This is a genomic window from Streptomyces sp. NPDC056580 (assembly GCF_042793175.1).
Lineage (GTDB): Bacteria > Actinomycetota > Actinomycetes > Streptomycetales > Streptomycetaceae > Streptomyces.
In genome coordinates, this window is sequence record NZ_JBHTVE010000013.1 from 245,742 (window position 1) to 264,586 (window position 18,845).

At 74.1% G+C, this 18,845-nt stretch carries 11 protein-coding genes; 7 read left to right on the plus strand and 4 right to left on the minus strand.

What is annotated here, in order from left to right; genetic code table 11:
• The first annotated feature begins 11 nt into the window (after positions 1-11).
• Complete coding sequence (locus ACFQ9Z_RS28370) at positions 12-4,688, plus strand: hypothetical protein (protein WP_383024732.1); 4,677 nt, start codon at positions 12-14, stop codon at positions 4,686-4,688.
• Positions 4,689-4,749: 61 nt separating this feature from the next.
• On the opposite strand, the gene ACFQ9Z_RS28375 is transcribed toward ACFQ9Z_RS28370, so the two are convergent.
• The gene (locus ACFQ9Z_RS28375) at positions 4,750-5,280 is read right to left on the minus strand and encodes a hypothetical protein (RefSeq protein ID WP_383024816.1); all 531 of its coding nucleotides are present in this window, start codon (positions 5,278-5,280) and stop codon (positions 4,750-4,752) included.
• 419 nt (positions 5,281-5,699) lie between these two features.
• On the opposite strand from ACFQ9Z_RS28375, the gene ACFQ9Z_RS28380 reads away from it, so the two are divergent.
• Genes ACFQ9Z_RS28380 through ACFQ9Z_RS28400 form a run of 5 tightly spaced genes read left to right on the plus strand, consistent with a single transcriptional unit; the run spans position 5,700 to position 13,619 of the window.
• The gene (locus ACFQ9Z_RS28380; RefSeq protein ID WP_383024735.1) at positions 5,700-8,534 is read left to right on the plus strand and encodes a nitrate- and nitrite sensing domain-containing protein; all 2,835 of its coding nucleotides are present in this window, start codon (positions 5,700-5,702) and stop codon (positions 8,532-8,534) included.
• Complete coding sequence (locus ACFQ9Z_RS28385) at positions 8,531-8,965, plus strand: roadblock/LC7 domain-containing protein (protein ID WP_143637991.1); 435 nt, start codon at positions 8,531-8,533, stop codon at positions 8,963-8,965. Before ACFQ9Z_RS28380 ends, ACFQ9Z_RS28385 begins: the two co-directional genes overlap by 4 nt.
• Before the next feature lie 9 nt (positions 8,966-8,974).
• Positions 8,975-9,370 (plus strand): DUF742 domain-containing protein, encoded by a 396-nt coding sequence (locus ACFQ9Z_RS28390; RefSeq protein ID WP_383024739.1) that lies wholly within the window; start codon positions 8,975-8,977, stop codon positions 9,368-9,370.
• Between the two features lie 24 nt (positions 9,371-9,394).
• Positions 9,395-13,033, plus strand: a complete 3,639-nt coding sequence (locus ACFQ9Z_RS28395; RefSeq protein ID WP_383024743.1) for a hydantoinase B/oxoprolinase family protein — start codon at positions 9,395-9,397, stop codon at positions 13,031-13,033.
• Positions 13,014-13,619, plus strand: a complete 606-nt coding sequence (locus ACFQ9Z_RS28400; protein WP_383024746.1) for an ATP/GTP-binding protein — start codon at positions 13,014-13,016, stop codon at positions 13,617-13,619. The genes ACFQ9Z_RS28395 and ACFQ9Z_RS28400 overlap by 20 nt, the downstream gene beginning before the upstream one ends.
• Positions 13,620-13,745: 126 nt before the next feature.
• Here ACFQ9Z_RS28400 and glpK read toward each other — a convergent pair whose 3' ends face one another.
• The 3 genes from glpK to ACFQ9Z_RS28415 all read right to left on the minus strand — a co-directional run bounded on the left by glpK (position 13,746) and on the right by ACFQ9Z_RS28415 (position 18,103).
• Positions 13,746-15,266 carry a glycerol kinase GlpK gene (glpK, locus tag ACFQ9Z_RS28405; protein ID WP_383024752.1) on the minus strand — a complete coding sequence of 507 codons (1,521 nt, stop codon included), beginning with the start codon at positions 15,264-15,266 and terminating at the stop codon, positions 13,746-13,748.
• Positions 15,267-15,340: 74 nt separating this feature from the next.
• Positions 15,341-16,090, minus strand: a complete 750-nt coding sequence (locus ACFQ9Z_RS28410; RefSeq protein ID WP_383024757.1) for an MIP/aquaporin family protein — start codon at positions 16,088-16,090, stop codon at positions 15,341-15,343.
• A 363-nt stretch (positions 16,091-16,453) separates the two neighbouring features.
• The gene (locus ACFQ9Z_RS28415) at positions 16,454-18,103 is read right to left on the minus strand and encodes an EAL domain-containing protein (protein WP_383024760.1); all 1,650 of its coding nucleotides are present in this window, start codon (positions 18,101-18,103) and stop codon (positions 16,454-16,456) included.
• A 201-nt stretch (positions 18,104-18,304) separates the two neighbouring features.
• Between ACFQ9Z_RS28415 and ACFQ9Z_RS28420 the strand changes: the two genes are divergently transcribed.
• Complete coding sequence (locus tag ACFQ9Z_RS28420; protein ID WP_383024764.1) at positions 18,305-18,841, plus strand: NUDIX domain-containing protein; 537 nt, start codon at positions 18,305-18,307, stop codon at positions 18,839-18,841.
• Positions 18,842-18,845 lie beyond the last annotated feature (4 nt).

Below are 18,845 nucleotides of genomic sequence, written 5' to 3' on the forward strand. Positions count from 1 at the left end.
GAGAGTCCGCCATGTACGAGCTGTCCCGGGTCCGCCTCTACTCCATCGGGCCGGCCGGTGCGCGCTACGCCGACACCGTGCTCGACCTGCGGGGCGTGGGCGAGCCCGTGCCCGACCCCGCGCCCACGCAGGCGGAGTTCTTCGCGGAGGAGCCGTCCGGCCCGCCGCGCCGGCCCGCGCCCGCGGGCGTGCTCTTCCTGGAGAACGGCGGCGGCAAGTCCGTCCTGCTCAAACTGATCTTCTCGGTGATGCTGCCCGGCCACCGCAACACCCTCGGCGGCGCCAGCTCCGGCGTGCTGCGCAAGTTCCTGCTCGCCGACGACTGCGGGCACGTGGCGCTGGAGTGGCAGCACGTGCAGACCGGCGAGTGCGTCGTCGTCGGCAAGGTAAGCGAGTGGCGCGGACGCCAGGTCTCCAGCGACCCGCGGAAGTTCGCCGAGGCCTGGTACTCCTTCCGGCCCGGTCCCGGCCTCAGCCTGGACAACCTGCCCGTCGCCGAGTCCACCGCGGTACGGCCGCCCGTCGAGGGCAGCTCGGGCGCCCAGGGCCGCCGTCGCACCATGAAGGGCTTCCGCGACGCCCTCACCGAGGCCGGCAAGGCCTACCCGCACCTCGAGGTGCACTGGGAGGAGATCCACGACCGCTGGATCGAGCACCTCGGCGACCTCGGCCTCGACCCCGAACTCTTCCGCTACCAGCGGGAGATGAACGCCGACGAGGGCGAGGCCGCGGGCCTCTTCGCGGTCAAGAAGGACTCCGACTTCACCGACCTGCTGCTGCGCGCGGTCACCGACACCCGTGACACCGACGGCCTCGCCGACCTGGTCAGCGGCTTCGGCAACAAGCTGGGCCGGCGGGCCGAGCTGATCGCGGAGCGGGACTTCACGGCCGGCTCCGCCGACCTGCTGGGGAAGATCGTCGAAGCCGCCGAGACACGCTCGCGCGCGCGTGACGTCCACTCCGGCGCCGAGCGCCGCACCCGCACCCTGGCCCGGCGGCTGTCCGCGCGGGCCGTGCGGGAACGGGTGCGCGCCGCCGACCTGGCGCAGCGCGTCACGGCGGCCGCCTACGCCGTCACGCACTCAGAGGGTGCGCGCGAGCGCAGCTCGCTCGTCGCCGCCGAACTCGCCTACCGCCACGCGTCCCTGGCCCTCGCCGCCGCCGAGAAGGCCGCCGCCGCGCAGAAGCGCGAACTGGCCGACGCGCGCACCCTGCACTCCGCCTGGCAGGCGGCCGAGGCCGTGCTGCGGCACCGCGCCGCCGCCGACCGCGTCACGCGCGTGTCCGCCGCCATCCAGGAGGCCGAACGGGACGCGGCCCCCGCGCTCGCCGCCCGCGCCAAGGCGGCCGTGGACCTCGTACGGGCCCTGCACGCGGCCGCCGAGAGCGCCGAGAGCCTCGCCAACGAGCAGGAGGAGCGCTCGGCGGTCCTCCAGGAGGCCGGCGAGAGCGGCTACCGCGACTCCACCGCCGCCGCCACCGAGGCCCAGCGCGCCCGCAGCGAGGCCGGGCACCTGCGCCAGCGCCTCACCGAGGTCGAGCAGGAGACGGCCGAGGCGGTCCGCGCGGGCTGGCTCGACGACAGCGCGCCGGACGCCGACCCGGCCCGTGCCGCGCTCGCCGCGAGCGACGCCGAGAAGACCGCCGTCGCCGCCTGGGACGCGGCCCGCGAGGCCGCCCGCAAGGCCACCGAGCACGCGCGCGAGGCGGCCTCCGCCGAGGCGCGCGCCGAGCTGACGGCGGCCCGCGCGGCGGACGCCGCGACCGCGGCGGAACGCGCCCACGACGCCGAGCGGCGCCTCGCAGAGACCCTCGCCGCCGAGGAACGGCTCGCCGAACTGCTGAGCCTGCCGACCGCCGCCGCGGCGGCACGGTCCGGGGTACCGGCTGTGCCCGCGCCCAGGACCGGGTCCGCCGACGAGCCGGTGCGGGCCGCCGAGCCGGTGGCGGCCACCCGCTCCCGCGCCGAGGGCCCGCTGGGTCCCGAGGGACTCGACCGCTTCGCCGACGAGCTGCGCGAACTCCTCGACGCCGCCGTGTCGACCGCCGAGCGGCAGCTGTTCGAGCTGCGCACGGCCGCCGCCGACGACGCCCGCATCCTGGGCGCCCTGGGCGACGGCGGGCTGCTGCCGCCCGGGCCGGACGTGCTGGCCACCGTCGAGTTCCTCGGCGAGCACGGCATCCCCGCGCTGCCCGGCTGGCGCTACCTCGCGCAGGCCGTCGACCCCGCCGACCACGCGCGCGTGCTCGCCGCCCGCCCCGAACTGGTCGACGGCGTCATCATCACCGACCCCGACACGCACGCGCGCGCCCGCGAAGCGCTCGGCGACGCCGCCCTGCTCCCCCGCTCCGCCGTCGCCGTCGGCACGGCCGCGGCGCTGCTGGCCCCCACCCCGGCGCCCGGTACCACCCCCGGCGACGTCTTCCTGGTGCCGCCGAACCCCGCCATGCACGACGAGCACGCCGCCGACGAGGAGCGGCAGGCCCTGCGCGCGCGGGCCACCGAGCGCGACGAGGAGATCCGCGCGCTCGCCGCCCGGCTCGGCCGGGACCGCGAGCTGGCGGCCCGCCTCGCCTCCTGGCGCACCGGCTGCCCGGCCGGGCGGCTCACCGAACTGGGCGAGGCCGCCGAGGAGGCGCGCGCGTTCGCCGAGGAGGCGGAGGCCGAACTCGCCGAGGCACGCACCGCGCGCGCGGAGGCCGACGAGGCCGCCGCCGAGGCCACGCAGGTCCGCGACGAGCGGCAGGAGGCCGCGCAGCGGGCCCGGCGCGCCGCCGACGCCCTCGCCGGGCTCGCCTTCCGGCTCCGCGAGCGCGCCGGCTGGCAGGCCAGGCTCCGCGAACTCGCCGACGAGGCGGCCGAGTCGGAGGCCCGCGCCCAGGCCTGCCTGGAACGCGCCCGCGCCGCCGACGAGGACCGCCGCGCCGCCCAGCGGGCCGCCGACGACGCCCGCCGCACCGCGCGTGCGCTGCGCGCCGAGCGCTCCGAGATCGCGGGCGCCCCCGACGACGTACCCGCGGCGGACACCGACGCCTCGAAGACCTCCCTGCCCGCCCTGCGCGAGGCCTACCGAGCCGCCTCCCAGGTGTACGAGAAGGTCGGCGTCGGCGCCGACCTGCGGGCCGAGCAGGCCCGCGCGGAGAGCGACGAGAGCGCCGCCCGCGCCGAACTGGACCGCCTCAGCAACAAGGTCCGCACCCGCGCCGAGCAGCTGCTGCAGTCGCCGGACGGGTCCGACGGCCCCTCCCGGCAGGCGGCCGCCGCACGGGCGGAGGAGCTGGTGCAGCTCCTGGAGACCCGGGCGTCCACCGCGAGCGAGCAGCTCGGCCGGCTGCGCGGCGAGGCCGAACGGCACGCCCCCGAGGACGGCGAGGCGCACACCGAGCTGCCCGGGGAACTCACCCCGCGCGACGCCGAGCACGCCCAGGCCCTGCTGCGCACCGCCACGGCCGAACTCGCCGCCCGCACCGAGGCGCTGGCCGAGGCCCGGGACGCGCACGCCGGGCTGCAGGAGGCCCACCGGGCCGCCGAGGACGCCGCCGGCGGCTTCGACGAGATCGCCGCGATGCTCCGCGACCTGCTGCGCGAACACAGCGTCGACGATGAGCAGGAGGAGCCCGAGCCCTACCCCGGCACCCTGGAGGAGGCCCGGCACTCGGCCGGGGAGGCCCGCCGTTCCCTGCGCGGCTGCGCCGCCGACCTGTCCGCCGCCGAGGCGGCCGTGCGCGAGGCGAGCGACGTGCTGGTGCGGCACGCCAACTCCACGCGGTACGAGCAGGTGCGCACCCCCGCCCGGCAGCAGATCCGCGAGCTGCCCGCCTCCGCCCTGCCCGAGCACGCCCAGAAGTGGGCGGCCGCCTTCGCGCCCCGCCTGCGCGTGCTCACCGACGAGCTGGCCCAGCTGGAGCGCAACCGAGATTCGATCGTGGACCGGCTGCGGGGCCTGGTCGAGTCGGCTCTGGCCACCCTGCGCTCCGCCCAGCGGCTGTCCCGCCTCCCGGAAGGGCTCGGCGAGTGGTCCGGGCAGGAGTTCCTGCGCATCCGGTTCGAGGAGCCCGACCAGGCGACGCTCACCGAACGGCTCGGCGAGGTCATCGACGAGGCCACGCGCGCGGCCGTGCGGAAGAACTCCGACCTGCGGCGCGACGGCATGTCACTGCTGCTGCGCGGAGTCGCGGCCGCGCTGCAGCCGAAGGGCGTGGCCGTGGAGATCCTCAAACCGGACGCCGTGCTGCGCGCCGAGCGCGTCCCCGTCGGCCAGATGGGCGACGTGTTCTCCGGCGGGCAGCTGCTCACCGCCGCCATCGCCCTGTACTGCACCATGGCGGCCCTGCGCTCCAACGACCGGGGCCGGGACAAGCACCGGCACGCCGGGACGCTGTTCCTCGACAACCCGATCGGCCGCGCGAACGCCACCTACCTGCTGGAACTGCAGCGGGCGGTGTCCGACGCGCTGGGCGTGCAACTGCTCTACACCACCGGCCTGTTCGACACGACGGCGCTGGCCGAGTTCCCGCTGGTCATCCGGCTCCGCAACGACGCCGACCTCAGAGCGGGCCTGAAGTACATCAGCGTGGAGGAGCACCTGCGGCCCGGCCTGCCGCAGCAGCCGCAGGCCGGAGAGGCGGTGCACAGCGAGATCACGGCGACCCGCATGTACAAGCGGCCGGCCTCCGCCACTTCCTGACCAGGGCGTCCCGGACGGTGCCGGGCCGGTTCCACCGGCCCCTCCCGTCCGTCCGGCTCCGTCAGGAGTGCGACAGCTGCCCGGCGCCGCCCCGCCGCCGTGTCCGGGCCTGCTCCCGCTGGGCGACCCGCTCCTTACGCCGGTGGGCGCGGCGCTCCCGGCGCAGCGCCCGGGCCGTGCTGCTCGGCTCGGAGACGACGCCGTAACGCTGGTTCCACACCTGACGGGTCACCCAGACGTCGGCCACACCCCAGGTGGCGACGATCGTGCTGACCACGCTGCTTATCACCATCGGGAAGGCCAGCCAGGACCCGGCCATGGTGCACAGGAACGCCACCACCGCCTGGATCAGCGTCACCGAGATGATCAGCACCGCCCGCACCGCCGACGTGCGCACCGGGTCCGGCAACCGGCGCCGCCGCGCGGGCTCCTCGACCCACAACTGCCGTTCCGGCTGCCGGAACTCGTCAGTGAACTCCCCGGCGCGCTCACCCGCCGGAATGTCGTGATCCGGCGCTTCCCGGTGCCGCCGCACCGGCGAGCGCTCCGCCGCGCTCGCCACGGTCGCCCCGCGCCGCTCCGCCGTGCCCATCACCGTGTCACTCCCCACCGCCGGCAGGCCCCTTGCCCCGATGTCCGAAGACGCCGACTCCCCTTGGGCTGCCCGGCTTGCGCACTTTTACGCCGCCGGGATGCGGGATGCGGCTCCTGCGGCCGATTCCGCCCCCCATTTCCTGTGTAGTCAGACGCGCGACGAGCCGCGAAGATTCCCTCCGGCGAAAGATTCCGGCCAACCAGTTGTCCGTACTCCTCCGGTCGGCGCGGCAGCCGGCCCCGGACCCGGGGCGCAAAGTCCCGCAATGCCCGGACAACTCGTCATCTCTCGCCAGCGATAAGGGAGTTCGCACGCCACACGCGTCTTCGAGTTAACTGTGCGGCGGTAGTAGGCTCGCGCCGTTTGTTGACGCACATGTGTGCCCCCGGCCGGCGGGGGTCGAGCTGGGGGAGGCCATGCGCTTTCGCGGGAAGTCGATCCGCCGGAAGATCGTGGCGCTGCTTCTCGTGCCGCTGGTGTCCCTGGCCGCCATCTGGGGCTTCGCCACGGTGCTCACGGGTCGTGAGGTCACCCGCCTCTTCAGCGTGACCGACATCGCGCAGGACGTCGGCTACCCCACCGAGGACGCCGCCCGCGGACTGCAGCAGGAACGCCGCCAGACCCTCGTCTACCTCGCCGACCCGCGCGCGGCCGACGCCCTGTCGGCGCTGCACCGCACCCGCACCGCCACCGACCGCTCCCTCGCCGAGATCCGCCGGCACTCCCGCGAGAAGGACGTCCGCGAGGGCATGGACGGCGACGACGGCGAGCGGCTGACCGCGGTCCTGGACGCGTTCGACGGCCTGGACGCCCTGCGCCGCGGCGTCGAGACGCGCACGGTCAGCCGCGCCCAGGCCTTCGACCGCTACAACCACCTGATCGACCCCTGCTACACCTTCCTGGCCTCCCTCGACGGCGTCGACGACGTCGAGATGGACAAGCAGTCCCGCGCCCTGGTCAACCTCACCCGCGCCCGCGAACTGCTCTCCCGTGAGGACGCGTTGCTCGGCTCCGCGCTGGTCGTGGGCGAGATCTCCCGCGACGAGAGCCGCGACGTCTCCGACCTCGTCGCCCAGCGCGAGCTGCTCTACGACATCAGCCTGCCGCTGCTCCCGGCCCCGGAACGCGACCGGTACGAGCGCTTCTGGGAGAACGCCGTCACCGCCCCGCTGCTGGCGGCCGAGCAGTCCGTCACAGGCACGGGTGCGGGGACACCGCGCCCGCTCACCGCGCAGGGCTGGGACTCCGCCGCGGCGAGCGTCCTGGACGACCTCGGCACCCTCGACGACCAGGCCGGCGACCGGTTCCAGGACCGGATGCGGCCGGTGGCCGTCGGCGTGATCGTGCAGGCGGCCGTCGCGGGCGCCCTCGGTCTGGTCGCCCTCCTCCTCTCCGTGGTCCTCTCCGTGCGCGTCGGCCGGGGCCTGGTGCGCGACCTGCGCCAGCTCCGCCTGGAGGCGCACGAGGCGTCCGGCGTGCGGCTGCCCAGCGTGATGCGCCGCCTCTCCGCCGGTGAACAGGTCGACGTGGAGACCGAGGTGCCCCGGCTGGAGTACGACAAGAACGAGATCGGCGAGGTCGGCCAGGCCCTCAACACCCTCCAGCGCGCCGCCGTCGAGGCCGCCGTCAAGCAGGCCGAACTGCGCTCCGGCGTCTCCGAGGTGTTCGTGAACCTCGCCCGCCGCAGCCAGGTACTGCTGCACAAGCAGCTCACCCTGCTCGACACCATGGAGCGCAGGACCGAGGACACCGACGAACTCGCCGACCTCTTCCGTCTGGACCACCTCACCACCCGCATGCGCCGGCACGCCGAGGGCTTGGTGATCCTCTCCGGCGCGGCGCCGTCGCGGCAGTGGCGCCGCCCGGTGCAGCTCATGGACATCGTCCGGGCAGCGGTCGCCGAGGTGGAGGACTACGAGCGCATCGAGGTCCGGCGCCTGCCGCGGGTCGCGGTCACCGGCCCGGCCGTCGCCGACATCACCCACCTGGTGGCCGAACTCCTCGAGAACGCCACGGTCTTCTCGCCTCCGCACACCGCCGTCCAGGTCCTCGGTGAGCGGGTGGCCAACGGCTTCACCCTGGAGATCCACGACCGGGGTCTGGGCATGACCGCCGAGGCCCTGCTGGACGCCAACCTCAGGCTCGCCGAGACACCCGAGTTCGAACTCTCCGACACGGACCGGCTCGGCCTGTTCGTGGTCAGCCGCCTCGCCCAGCGCCAGAACGTCCGGGTCTCCCTGCAGCCGTCCCCCTACGGCGGCACCACCGCCGTCGTCTTCATCCCCGACCTGCTGCTGTCCGACGACGTCCCCGACACCAACGGCATCGGCTTCCGCCTCGACCGGGACCGCCCGGCGAAGGAGGCCGGGCACGCGGCGGGCCTCGGCCCCGCCCGGTCCCACGCCCCCGTCCAGCTCCCCGGGCTGCCGACCTCCCTGCTGGACGGGCCGGTCGAGCTCGAGGCGCCGGTGGACCTGGACGCCATCGACGACTTCCCGGGCGCCCTGACGGACGAGGAGAGCGAGCGCGGCGGCCTGTTCCGCGCCCGCCGCACCCGCGACCGCGCCGAGGAACGGCGGATCGCCCTGTCCGACGAGCCGCACCACCCGGTCCCACCGCGCGTCGCCGACGGTCCGGACCCGGACCGCACCGGCGGCCCCGTACCGCTGCCCCGGCGGCAGACGCCCAAGCTGGTCAGCTCGCACGGCCGGCCCGTGGCGGAACAGCGCGCCCGGCGCGGCGACTTTGACGGCCAGTCCGCGCCCGGCCCGCGCCGCACCGACGCCGGGGGGCCGGCGCCGCTGCCGGCCCGCCGCCGCGGCACGGCGGCCCGGCGCACACCTGCGCTGCCCGAGCGGGCTGACGAGCACACGGTCCCCCCGGGCGACGGCGCGGGACAGACCCCGGAGGCCACCGAGCTGCCCCGGCGGACCCGGGTCCCGCGGCCGGCTTCCGGGCGTGGCGGCGGCGAGGGCGCCCCGCCCGCGGGCGACCCGGCCCCGGACCCCGCGTCCGGCGCCGGACCGCTGCCCCGGCGCGTACGGCAGGCCAGCCTGGCCCCGCAGCTGAAACAGGAACCCGCACGGCGCCCCGAGGGCGCCGGAGAGCCCGCCGACCGCGACGCCGAGGAGGTCCGCGACCGGATGGCCTCGCTGCAGCGCGGCTGGCGGCGCGGCCGTGAGGAGAACGCCTCGGGCGACGAGACCAGCAACGGCACAGCACAAGGAACGACTAAGGGGGACGGTCGATGACCGCACCGAAGGCCACCGGCCGCACGGAGCCGAACAAGGGCGAGCTGAACTGGCTCCTCGACGAACTCGTCGACCGGGTCGCCAGCATCCGCAAGGCCGTTGTGCTCTCCGGCGACGGCCTCCCCACGGGGGTGTCCAAGGACCTGACCCGCGAGGACAGCGAACACCTGGCCGCCGTCGCCTCCGGCTTCCACAGCCTCGCCAAGGGCGTCGGCCGCCACTTCGAGGCGGGCAGCGTCCGGCAGACGGTGGTCGAGCTCGACGACGCCTTCCTGTTCGTCACCGCCGCCGGGGACGGGAGCTGCCTCGCCGTCCTCTCCGACGCGGATTCCGACGTCGGGCAGGTCGCCTACGAGATGACTCTGCTGGTCAAGCGGGTCGGCGTGCATCTGGTCACCGCACCGCGCACCGATCTGCCCGCGGGCGGGTAGTGGGATGACATGAGCGGAGACGGTCAGGGAAGCAGCCACTGGTTCGACGACGAGGCCGGACCGGTCGTCCGTCCGTACGCCATGACGCGCGGCCGCACCACGAGCGCGGGCCAGCACCGCCTCGATCTGATCGCGGTGGTCGTCACCGAGCCGGACGCCCAGGACCCGGAGGCCGACCCGGCGCTCGCCCCGGAGCACGTGGAGATCGTCGGGATGTGCGCGCGGGCGCCGCAGTCCGTCGCCGAACTCGCCGCGGAACTGGATCTGCCCATCGGTGTCGTGCGCGTCCTGATCGGGGACCTGGTGCACGCGGAACTCGTCCACGTGACACGCCCGGTGCCCCCGGCCGAGCTGCCGGACGAGAGTATTCTGCGCGACGTGATCAACGGCCTCCGGGCGCTGTGACCGGCGCGGAAGCGGAGTGAGGACGTGACAGGCTGGCAGTTCTGGGTCGACCGAGGCGGCACCTTCACCGACATCGTCGCGCGTCGCCCGGACGGCCGGCTGCTCACCCACAAGCTGCTGTCCGACAACCCCGAGCGGTACGCCGACGCGGCGGTCGCGGGCGTCCGGGAACTGCTGCGCGGCTCCCGGGAGCCCGTCGACGCCGTGCGCATGGGCACCACGGTCGCCACCAACGCGCTGCTGGAACGCAAGGGCGAGCGGACCCTGCTGGTGATCACCCGGGGCTTCCGCGACGCCCTGCGCATCGCCTACCAGAACCGCCCCGCCATCTTCGCCCGGCACATCCGGCTCCCCCGGCCGCTGTACGAGCGGGTCGTCGAGGTGGACGAACGCATCGCCGCCGACGGGACCGTGCTGCGCGCCCCCGACCTCGACACGCTCGCGGGAGCGCTCCGGCAGGCGCACGACGACGGGATCCGCGCGGTCGCCGTCGTCTGCCTGCACAGCCACCTGCACCCCGCCCACGAACGCGCCATCGGCGACCTCGCCGCCCGCACCGGCTTCCCGCAGGTCTCGCTGTCCAGCGAGACCAGCCCGCTGATGAAGCTCGTCCCGCGCGGTGACACCGCCGTCGTCGACGCCTACCTGTCCCCGGTGCTCCACCGCTACGTACGGCACGTCGCCCGAGAACTGCGCGGTGTGCGGCTGATGTTCATGCAGTCCAACGGCGGACTCACCGAGGCCGGACAGTTCCGGGGCAAGGACGCCGTCCTGTCCGGGCCGGCCGGCGGCATCGTGGGCATGGCCCGCATGTCGCAGCGAGCCGGCTTCGACCGCGTCATCGGCTTCGACATGGGGGGCACCTCCACCGACGTCTCGCACTTCGCCGGCGCCTACGAACGCGTCTTCACCAGCCAGATCGCCGGCGTCCGGCTGCGCGCCCCGATGCTGGACATCCACACCGTCGCCGCCGGCGGCGGCTCCGTGCTCCACTTCGACGGCTCCCGCTACCGCGTCGGCCCCGACTCGGCCGGCGCCACCCCCGGACCCGCCTGCTACCGCGCCGGCGGCCCGCTCACCGTGACCGACGCCAACGTGATGCTCGGCCGCATCCCGGCCGCCCACTTCCCGGCGGTGTTCGGCCCCGGCGGCGACCAGCCCCTGGACGACGCCGTCGTCCGCGACCGCTTCACCGCCCTCGCAGACGAAATCCGCGAGCGGACCGGCGACGACCGCACGCCCGAGCAGGTGGCCGAGGGCTACCTGCGGATCGCCGTCGCCAACATCGCCAACGCCGTCAAGCGGATCTCCGTCCAGAAGGGCCACGACGTCACCCGCTACGCCCTGACCACCTTCGGCGGAGCGGGCGGCCAGCACGCGTGCCGGGTCGCCGACTCGCTGGGCGTCCGCACCGTCCTCGTACCACCCATGGCCGGCTTGCTCTCCGCCCTCGGTATCGGCCTCGCCGACACCACGGCCATGCGCGAACAGTCCGTCGAGGCGCCGCTGGAGGCCGCCTCGATGCCCGGCGTCCGCCAGACGGCCGACGACCTGGAGCGCGCCGCCCGCGCCGAACTGCGGGCCGAGGACGTCCCGGAGGACCGCATCGAGGTCACCCGGCGCGCGCAGCTCCGCTACGACGGCACCGACACCACCCTCACCGTCGAGCTGACCGAGCCCGGCACCATGCAGCGCGCCTTCGAAGAACGTCATCGCGCCACATACTCCTTCACCCTCGACCGCCCGGTCGTCGTCGAAGCGCTCTCCGTGGAAGCCACCGGCATCACCGCACCCCCCGATCTCTCCGCCCTCGCTCCTTACACGGGCCACCGCGCCGCCCCGCGCACCGTCCGCCTGCACACCGGCGGCGCCTGGCACGACGTACCCCTCCACCGCCGGGAGGCCCTTCCCCCCGGCGAGACCGTCACCGGACCCGCGATCATCACCGAGCCCGGCGCGACGACCGTCGTCGACGACGGCTGGCGGGCCGCGGCCGCGGACGACGGGCATCTGGTCATGGAACGCGCGACGGTCACGGAGAGTTCCGAAGCCGACACCGAAGTGGACCCCGTTCTGCTTGAGGTCTTCAACAACCTCTTCATGTCGATCGCCGAGCAGATGGGCGCCCGGCTTGAGTCCACCGCCCAGTCCGTCAACATCAAGGAGCGGCTGGACTTCTCCTGCGCCCTGTTCGACCCGCACGGGAACCTGGTGGCCAACGCGCCCCACATCCCCGTCCACCTGGGCTCCATGGGCACCAGCGTGAAGGAGGTCATCCGCCGCCGCGGCGCCTCCATGCGCCCCGGCGACACCTACGCCGTCAACGATCCGTACCACGGCGGCACCCACCTGCCCGACGTCACCGTGATCACCCCGGTCTTCGACACGGACGAGGCGACAGCGACGGAGAGTGATCCGGAGCTCCTCTTCCACGTCGCCTCCCGCGGTCACCACGCCGAGATCGGCGGCATCGCGCCCGGCTCGATGCCCGCCCACAGCCGGACCATCGACGAGGAGGGCGTCCTCTTCGACAACTGGCTGCTCGCCCAGGACGGCCGCTTCCGCGAGGAGGAGACCCGCCGCCTGCTCACCGAGGCACCCCACCCCTCCCGCAACGTCCGGACCAACCTCGCCGACCTGCGCGCGCAGATCGCCGCCAACCGCAAGGGCGTCGACGAGGTCCGCCGCATGATCGAGGAGTTCGGCCTCGACGTCGTCCAGGCCTACATGCGGCACGTCCAGGACAACGCGGAGGAGGCGGTCCGCCGGGTCGTCGACGCCCTCGACGACGGGGAGTACGCCTACGAGACGGACTCCGGCGCCGTCATCCGCGTCCGTGTCCGCGTCGACCGCGCCGGGAGGTGCGCGACCATCGACTTCACCGGCACCTCGGCCCAGCTCGCCACCAACTTCAACGCCCCGTCCTCGGTGGTCGACGCGGCCGTCCTGTACGTCTTCCGCACCCTGGTCGACGACGACATCCCGCTCAACGACGGCTGTCTGCGCCCGCTCGAGATCGTCGTGCCGCCCGGCTCGATGCTGGCCCCCGAGCCCCCAGCCGCCGTCGTCGCGGGCAACGTGGAGACCTCCCAGGCCGTCACCGGCGCCCTCTACGCCGCGCTCGGCGTGCAGGCCGAGGGCTCCGGGACCATGAACAACGTCACCTTCGGCAACGAACGCCACCAGTACTACGAGACCGTCGCCTCCGGATCCGGCGCCGGCGACGGCTTCCCCGGCGCCGACGCCGTGCAGACCCACATGACCAACTCGCGGCTCACCGACCCGGAAGTGCTGGAGTGGCGGCTCCCCGTCCGGCTCGAGGAGTTCACCGTACGGCGGGGCAGCGGAGGCGCGGGGCGCCGGCGCGGCGGCGACGGTGCGGTGCGCCGGATCCGCTTCCTCGAACCCATGACCGTCTCCACGCTCTCCCAGCACCGCCGCGTGCCGCCCTACGGCATGGCCGGCGGCGAACCCGGAGCGCTCGGCGCCAACCGGGTGGAGCGGGCCGACGGAACGGTCACCGATCTCGGCGGGAGCGGCTCGGCGGACGTGGGTCCGGGCGACGTTCTCGTCGTCGAAACCCCCGGTGGCGGCGGCTACGGCCGGCCGTCACCCGAACACGATCAAGCGGGAGAAGAGACGGATGATCTTCGGGCGTTCTGAACGCGGCAAGCCCCCGGTCGAGCCCGTCACGCTCAAGATCCTGGTGGCCGGCGGCTTCGGCGTGGGCAAGACGACGCTGGTCGGCGCGGTCAGCGAGATCAGGCCGCTGCGCACCGAGGAACTGCTCACCGAGGCCGGGCGTCCGGTCGACGACACGAGCGGCGTCGAGGGGAAGCACACCACCACCGTGGCCATGGACTTCGGCCGCATCACCCTGCGCGAGGACCTCGTGCTCTACCTGTTCGGGACCCCCGGACAGGAACGGTTCTGGTTCATGTGGGACGAGCTGTCCGAGGGCGCGCTCGGTGCCGTGGTCCTCGCGGACACGCGCCGCCTGGAGGACTGCTTCGCCGCCGTCGACTACTTCGAGCGCCGTTCGATACCGTTCGTCGTCGGCGTCAACTGCTTCGAGGGCGCCGTCCGTCACCCGGCCGACGCCGTGCGGCAGGCCCTCGACCTGGACGAGGAGGTGCCGGTCGTGCTGTGCGACGCCCGCGACCGGGAGTCGGTCAAGGAGGTGCTCATCCGCGTCGTCCAGCACGCGATGGCCCACGCCGCCGACCGACGCCGGACCCTCGCCAACTGACCCCCTCCGGGCAACGGCACGGTCCGTACCCCCGCCGACAGGGGTACGGACCGTGGTCTCGGACGGACGACCGGCGCGCGCGTGGGGCGTGACGTCTCGCACGCGCGCGTGCCGGCCGTCCTCGCCCTACACGTCGTCCTCCTCGAGCCAGCCGAAGCTCTTCTCCACCGCCCGGCGCCAGTTGCGGTACTCGCGGTCGCGCTCCTCCGCCGCCATCGCCGGGGTCCACTCGGCGTCCCGCTGCCAGTGCGACTTCAGCTCGTCCAGGCCGTTCCACACACCTGTGGCGAGACCGGCCGCGTAGGCGGCCCCGAGGCAGGTGGTCTCGGAGACCCGCGGCCGGATCACCGGCACCCCGAGCACGTCGGCCTGGTGCTGCATGAGCAGGTTGTTCCTCGTCATGCCGCCGTCGACCTTCAGGGTCGTGATCCGCACCCCGGAGTCCTGGTACATGGCGTCCACGACCTCGCGCGTCTGCCAGCTCGTCGCCTCCAGCACCGCGCGCGCGAGGTGGGCCTTCGTGACGTAGCGGGTCAGCCCGGTGACGACCCCGCGCGCGTCGGAGCGCCAGTAGGGCGCGAACAGCCCGGAGAAGGCGGGCACGATGTAGGCGCCGCCGTTGTCCTCGACGCTCGCCGCCAGGGTCTCGATCTCGTCGGCGCCGCGGATGATGCCGAGCTGGTCGCGGAACCACTGCACCAGTGCGCCCGTTATCGCGATGGAACCCTCCAGGCAGTACACCGGCGCCTCCCCGCCGATCTTGTAGCCCATCGTCGTCAGCAGGCCGTTCTTGGACGGCACCGGCCGGTCGCCGGTGTTGAGGAGCAGGAAGCTGCCCGTGCCGTAGGTGTTCTTGGCGGTGCCGACGTCGTAGCAGGCCTGTCCGAAGACGGCCGCCTGCTGGTCGCCGAGCGCAGCGGCGACGGGCACCCCGGCGAGCGGTCCGACCGCCGTGCCGTACACCTCGGCGGACGACCGGATCTCCGGCAGGACCGCTTCGGGCACGTTCATCGCGGCGAGGATGGCGGGGTCCCACTGGAGGGTGTCCAGGTTCATCAGCATGGTCCGGCCGGCGTTCGTGACGTCGGTGACGTGCCGGCCGCCGTCGGGGCCGCCGGTGAGGTTCCAGATCAGCCACGAGTCGATGGTGCCGAAGGCGATCTCACCGCGGTCGGCCCGCTCCCTGAGGCCCGGCACGTGGTCGAGCAGCCAGGCCGCCTTCGGCCCGGAGAAGTAGCTGGCCAGCGGCAGCCCGGTGGCTTCCCGGAAGCGGTCCGGTCCGTCGCTGCCGCCCAGTTCGCGGCACAGGGCCGCGGTCCGGGTGTCCTGCCACACGATCGCGTTGTGCACGGGCTTGCCCGTCGCCCGGTCCCACAGGACCGTGGTCTCCCGCTGGTTGGTGATGCCGAGCGCGCTGAGCCGGTCGGCGCGCAGCCCGGCCTTGGCCAGCGCCCCGGCGACCACGGCCTGCACCTTCGACCAGATCTCGGTGGCGTCGTGCTCCACCCAGCCCGGCTTGGGGAAGATCTGGCGGTGCTCGCGCTGGTCCACGGCGACGATCGAGCCGCCGTGGTCGAAGATCATGCAGCGGCTGGACGTGGTGCCCTGGTCGATGGCGGCGACGTACTTCTCGGCGTTGTCCGTCATGGCTGTCCCTGGGTCGCTGGGTCGGGTCGCCGGACCGGGCTCTCGTGGCCGGGTCCGCGCGGTCGGGTCGCGGATCAGAAGGCGATGTTGTAGACGAGGCCCGCGAGCGCGCCGCCGATCAGCGGGCCGACGACCGGGATCCATGAGTAACCCCAGTCACTGGAGCCCTTGTTCGGGATCGGCAGGAAGGTGTGCACGATGCGCGGGCCGAGGTCGCGGGCGGGATTGATGGCGTATCCGGTGGGGCCGCCGAGGGAGAGACCGATGCCGACGACGAGCAGTGAGACGATCAGCACCGTCGTGCCGGACTGCCCGAGCCCCTTGGTGAGCCCGAAGGCGAGGACGGGCAGCACGAGCGACATCGTCGCGATGATCTCGGTGATCAGGTTGGCGACCGGGTTCCTGATCTCCGGGATGGTCGAGAAGATGCCGAGTGTCGGCACCGGTTCGCCGGCGGTCCCCTCCGTCGTGCCCTCCTTGCGGACGTTGGCCTGGAACTGCGCGAGGTACACCAGGTAGGCGAGAACGGCGCCGAGCATCGCGCCGGCCATCTGGCCCAGCAGATAGACCCAGACCTGGCCCCACTTGCCGGTGTCCACCGCGATGCCGATGGTGACCGCGGGGTTGAGGTGTCCGCCGGACAGGGGAGCGGCGGTGTAGGCGCCGGCGAGCACGCCGAACCCCCAGCCGAACGCGATGACCACCCACCCGGAGGCGCGCGCCTTGGAGTACCGGAGGGTGACGGCGGCGCAGACGCCGGCGCCGAACAGGATCAGGATCGCGGTACCGATGACCTCGCCGACGAATATGTGTGCGTTGCTCATGGCGGCTCCCTTGACGCCGGCCTGGGCGCACGGCCCCGGCTCTCCGTGCAGGAACGGTTCCTCTGGCGACTTCGGCCGAAGACAGGGAGGGCCCCGCGCCCCGCCCGGCGTCCGTGACGAGCGTGCCGTCGCAGCCGTATCGCCTCCAGGGGCAGGCCGATGAGCAGGAAAGAGGCCCGCGGCGCAGTGCCTGAATACGCCGTGAATGTACGGCGATGTCGGCTGACACCGGGAAGTGTTCACCGGCGCCGGGAGGCCGTCAAGGTCGCCGACGGCAACGATGGCGGCGGTCTCCCGGACGTGGGCGCCGGCGGCCCGCCTCCAGCGGGCGGGCGCCCGAACGGCCGCGTGGGGCGCGGCGGTTCATCCGAGGGGCCCGGCCGTCGCACGGCCCGCCCGGGCCGCTTCCGCCCCGTGGCCGCGCCGGATCTCCTGACCCGGCAGGCCCGCGCGCGCGAGCACCCAGCTCGTTCCGGCGAGGGCCTTCGCGGCCTTCTTCACCGGCGCGAGATGGGCGGCGGCCTGCCGGTGGTCGAACACGCTCCCCGGCCGGCACACCACGGTCGACAGGGACAGAGTCACCGGGCGGCCGCCCGCCGACCAGGGAGCGTCGAGCACCGAGGCGGCCAGCGGTTCCAGCACCTCCTCCTCGGCCAGCACCAGGAAGTCGTCCCCGCCGATGTGCCCCACGCACGCGTGCCCCGCGGCGGCCTCCTGCAGCGCCCGGCCCACCGAGCGGATCAGCTCGTCGCCCGCGGCGAACCCGGCGCCGTCGTTGACCTGTTTGAAGTGGTCGATGTCCAGCCAGCTCAGCGCGAACGGCCGCCCTTCGGCGATCCGCCGGTCCACCTCACCCGTGATCGCGTCCGAACCGGGCAGCCGGGTCAGCGGGTTCAGGCCCGCCGCCTCCTCCACCCGGGTCTCGGCCAGTGCCCGTACGAGGTCCGCGAGCCGCACCACCCCCACGCACCGGCCACGGCGGTCGACGACCGCCACGTCGTCCGAGGTGCGGTCGCTGCCGCCGACCGCCACCACGTCCAGCACCTCCCAGGCGGTGGCGTCCACGCCGACCGCGCGCGGAGCGTCGCCCAGCTTGTGCGCGGGCCGGTCCGCGTACAGGGCGTGCCCGTAACGCCCGGACATCGACAGCAAGAAGCGCGAGCGGTGCACCGAACGGACAGGCACCCCGGCCTGGTCCACCAGCAGCACCCCGGAGACCTCGGGCGAACCGGTCAGCAGCGCCCGCACCTGCCCCGCCGAGGCGGTCACCGGCAGAACGGCGGCGGGCCGCACGAACTCCCGCACCGGCGGCCCCGACCGGGGCTGCGTCAGGGCCGCGGGGGAGCGGGGCGGAACGTACACGTCGGCTGCCGGTATGCGGGCCGGCGGCGCGAACAGCTCGCCCTGGGCGAGCTGCGCACCGGCCGACAGCGCCGCCGCGCACTGCAGTTCTGTCTCCACGCCCTCCACCGCCACCAGGGCGCCCAGCTGCTCGCACAGCGTCCGCATCGCCCGCACCGCGGCCGGCCTGGCCAGCAGCGAGGCGTCGAGCTTGACCAGGTCGGGGGAGAGGTCGGTGAGCAGCCGCAGGGGCACGTCTCCGTCCCCGATGCCGTCCGCGCTGATCCGGAACCCCTGCTCACGCAGCGCGCCGACCGCCTCGAGCAGCGCCCGGTGCGGCACGTGGGTGCAGGGCGGCACGATGTCGAGGGTCACCTCCCAGGGCATCCGGCCCGCGCCGCGGACGACGTCGTACAGCGGGGCGAGGCCGCCGAGGTCGGCGAGGGTGGCCGCGAACACGTTGAGGTGCAGCGGCAGCAGCGTCTCCTTGCGCGCCGCCGCGCAGAACGCCAGCACGGCCAGCCGGCCGTCGAGTTCGGGGTCACGGCGGGCCTCGGCCAGGACGTCGCCGGTCTCCGGGCGGGCGAGCACCTCCAGCGCGGTGACCGCGCCGGTCCGCAGATTGACCACCGGCTGGAAGGCGAAGCGGAGAGTATCCGACCAGGAGTGCACGGGAGCATGATGACGCCGCCGGAACACGCCCAGGCCCAGTTCATGAGACGTTCACACAGCATTCCCGGCTGATCACGGAGCGTGAGGAAGGGCCGTCGCGGCCGCGGCTGCGACGCACCGGCCGGGCTCTCCCGGCACAGGCCGGCTTTCCGTCCGCCGGTGCCGGAAGAAGGCCCTCCTGCGATCGGATAAAGTCCGCGCGTGTCCGAAAATCAGCATTCAACCGCCAACTCCGCGCCGGGTTCCCACTGTTCGAGCTGCGGAGCAGCTTACGGAGAGGGCGTCACGGGCTGGCCGCGCACCTGCCCCGCCTGCGGCGCCGCCGCCTACCGCAACCCGCTCCCGGTCGCCGTCGCGCTCCAGCCCGTCTACGACACCACGGGCACCGCCCTGGTCGTCATCACCCGGACCGTCGCCCCCGCGCGCGGCGGCACGGCACTGCCCGGGGGCTACGTCGACGACCGGGAGGACTGGAAACAGGCCGTCGTGCGCGAGCTGAAGGAGGAGACGGGCATCGACGCCGCCGCCCGGGACGTGCGCCTCGTCGACGCCATGAGCTCACCCGACGGGCACCTGCTGCTCTTCGGTCTCCTGCCCGAACGCCCGGCCGAGGGGCTCCCGGCCTCCAGCGCCACCGACGAGACCGAGGGCTGGCACCTGCTGCGCAGACCCGAGGAACTCGCCTTCCCGCTGCACACCCTGGCCGTACGGGGCTGGTTCGAGGGCCGCTACATCTGAGCCG

Coding starts and splice junctions, on each gene's coding strand:
- ACFQ9Z_RS28380 (WP_383024735.1), top strand. CDS start 5,700: ATGCGCTTTCGCGGGAAGTCGATCCGCCGGAAGATCGTGGCGCTGCTT.
- glpK (WP_383024752.1), bottom strand. CDS start 15,266: ATGACGGACAACGCCGAGAAGTACGTCGCCGCCATCGACCAGGGCACC.
- ACFQ9Z_RS28385 (WP_143637991.1), top strand. CDS start 8,531: ATGACCGCACCGAAGGCCACCGGCCGCACGGAGCCGAACAAGGGCGAG.
- ACFQ9Z_RS28400 (WP_383024746.1), top strand. CDS start 13,014: ATGATCTTCGGGCGTTCTGAACGCGGCAAGCCCCCGGTCGAGCCCGTC.
- ACFQ9Z_RS28410 (WP_383024757.1), bottom strand. CDS start 16,090: ATGAGCAACGCACACATATTCGTCGGCGAGGTCATCGGTACCGCGATC.
- ACFQ9Z_RS28390 (WP_383024739.1), top strand. CDS start 8,975: ATGAGCGGAGACGGTCAGGGAAGCAGCCACTGGTTCGACGACGAGGCC.
- ACFQ9Z_RS28375 (WP_383024816.1), bottom strand. CDS start 5,280: ATGGGCACGGCGGAGCGGCGCGGGGCGACCGTGGCGAGCGCGGCGGAG.
- ACFQ9Z_RS28370 (WP_383024732.1), top strand. CDS start 12: ATGTACGAGCTGTCCCGGGTCCGCCTCTACTCCATCGGGCCGGCCGGT.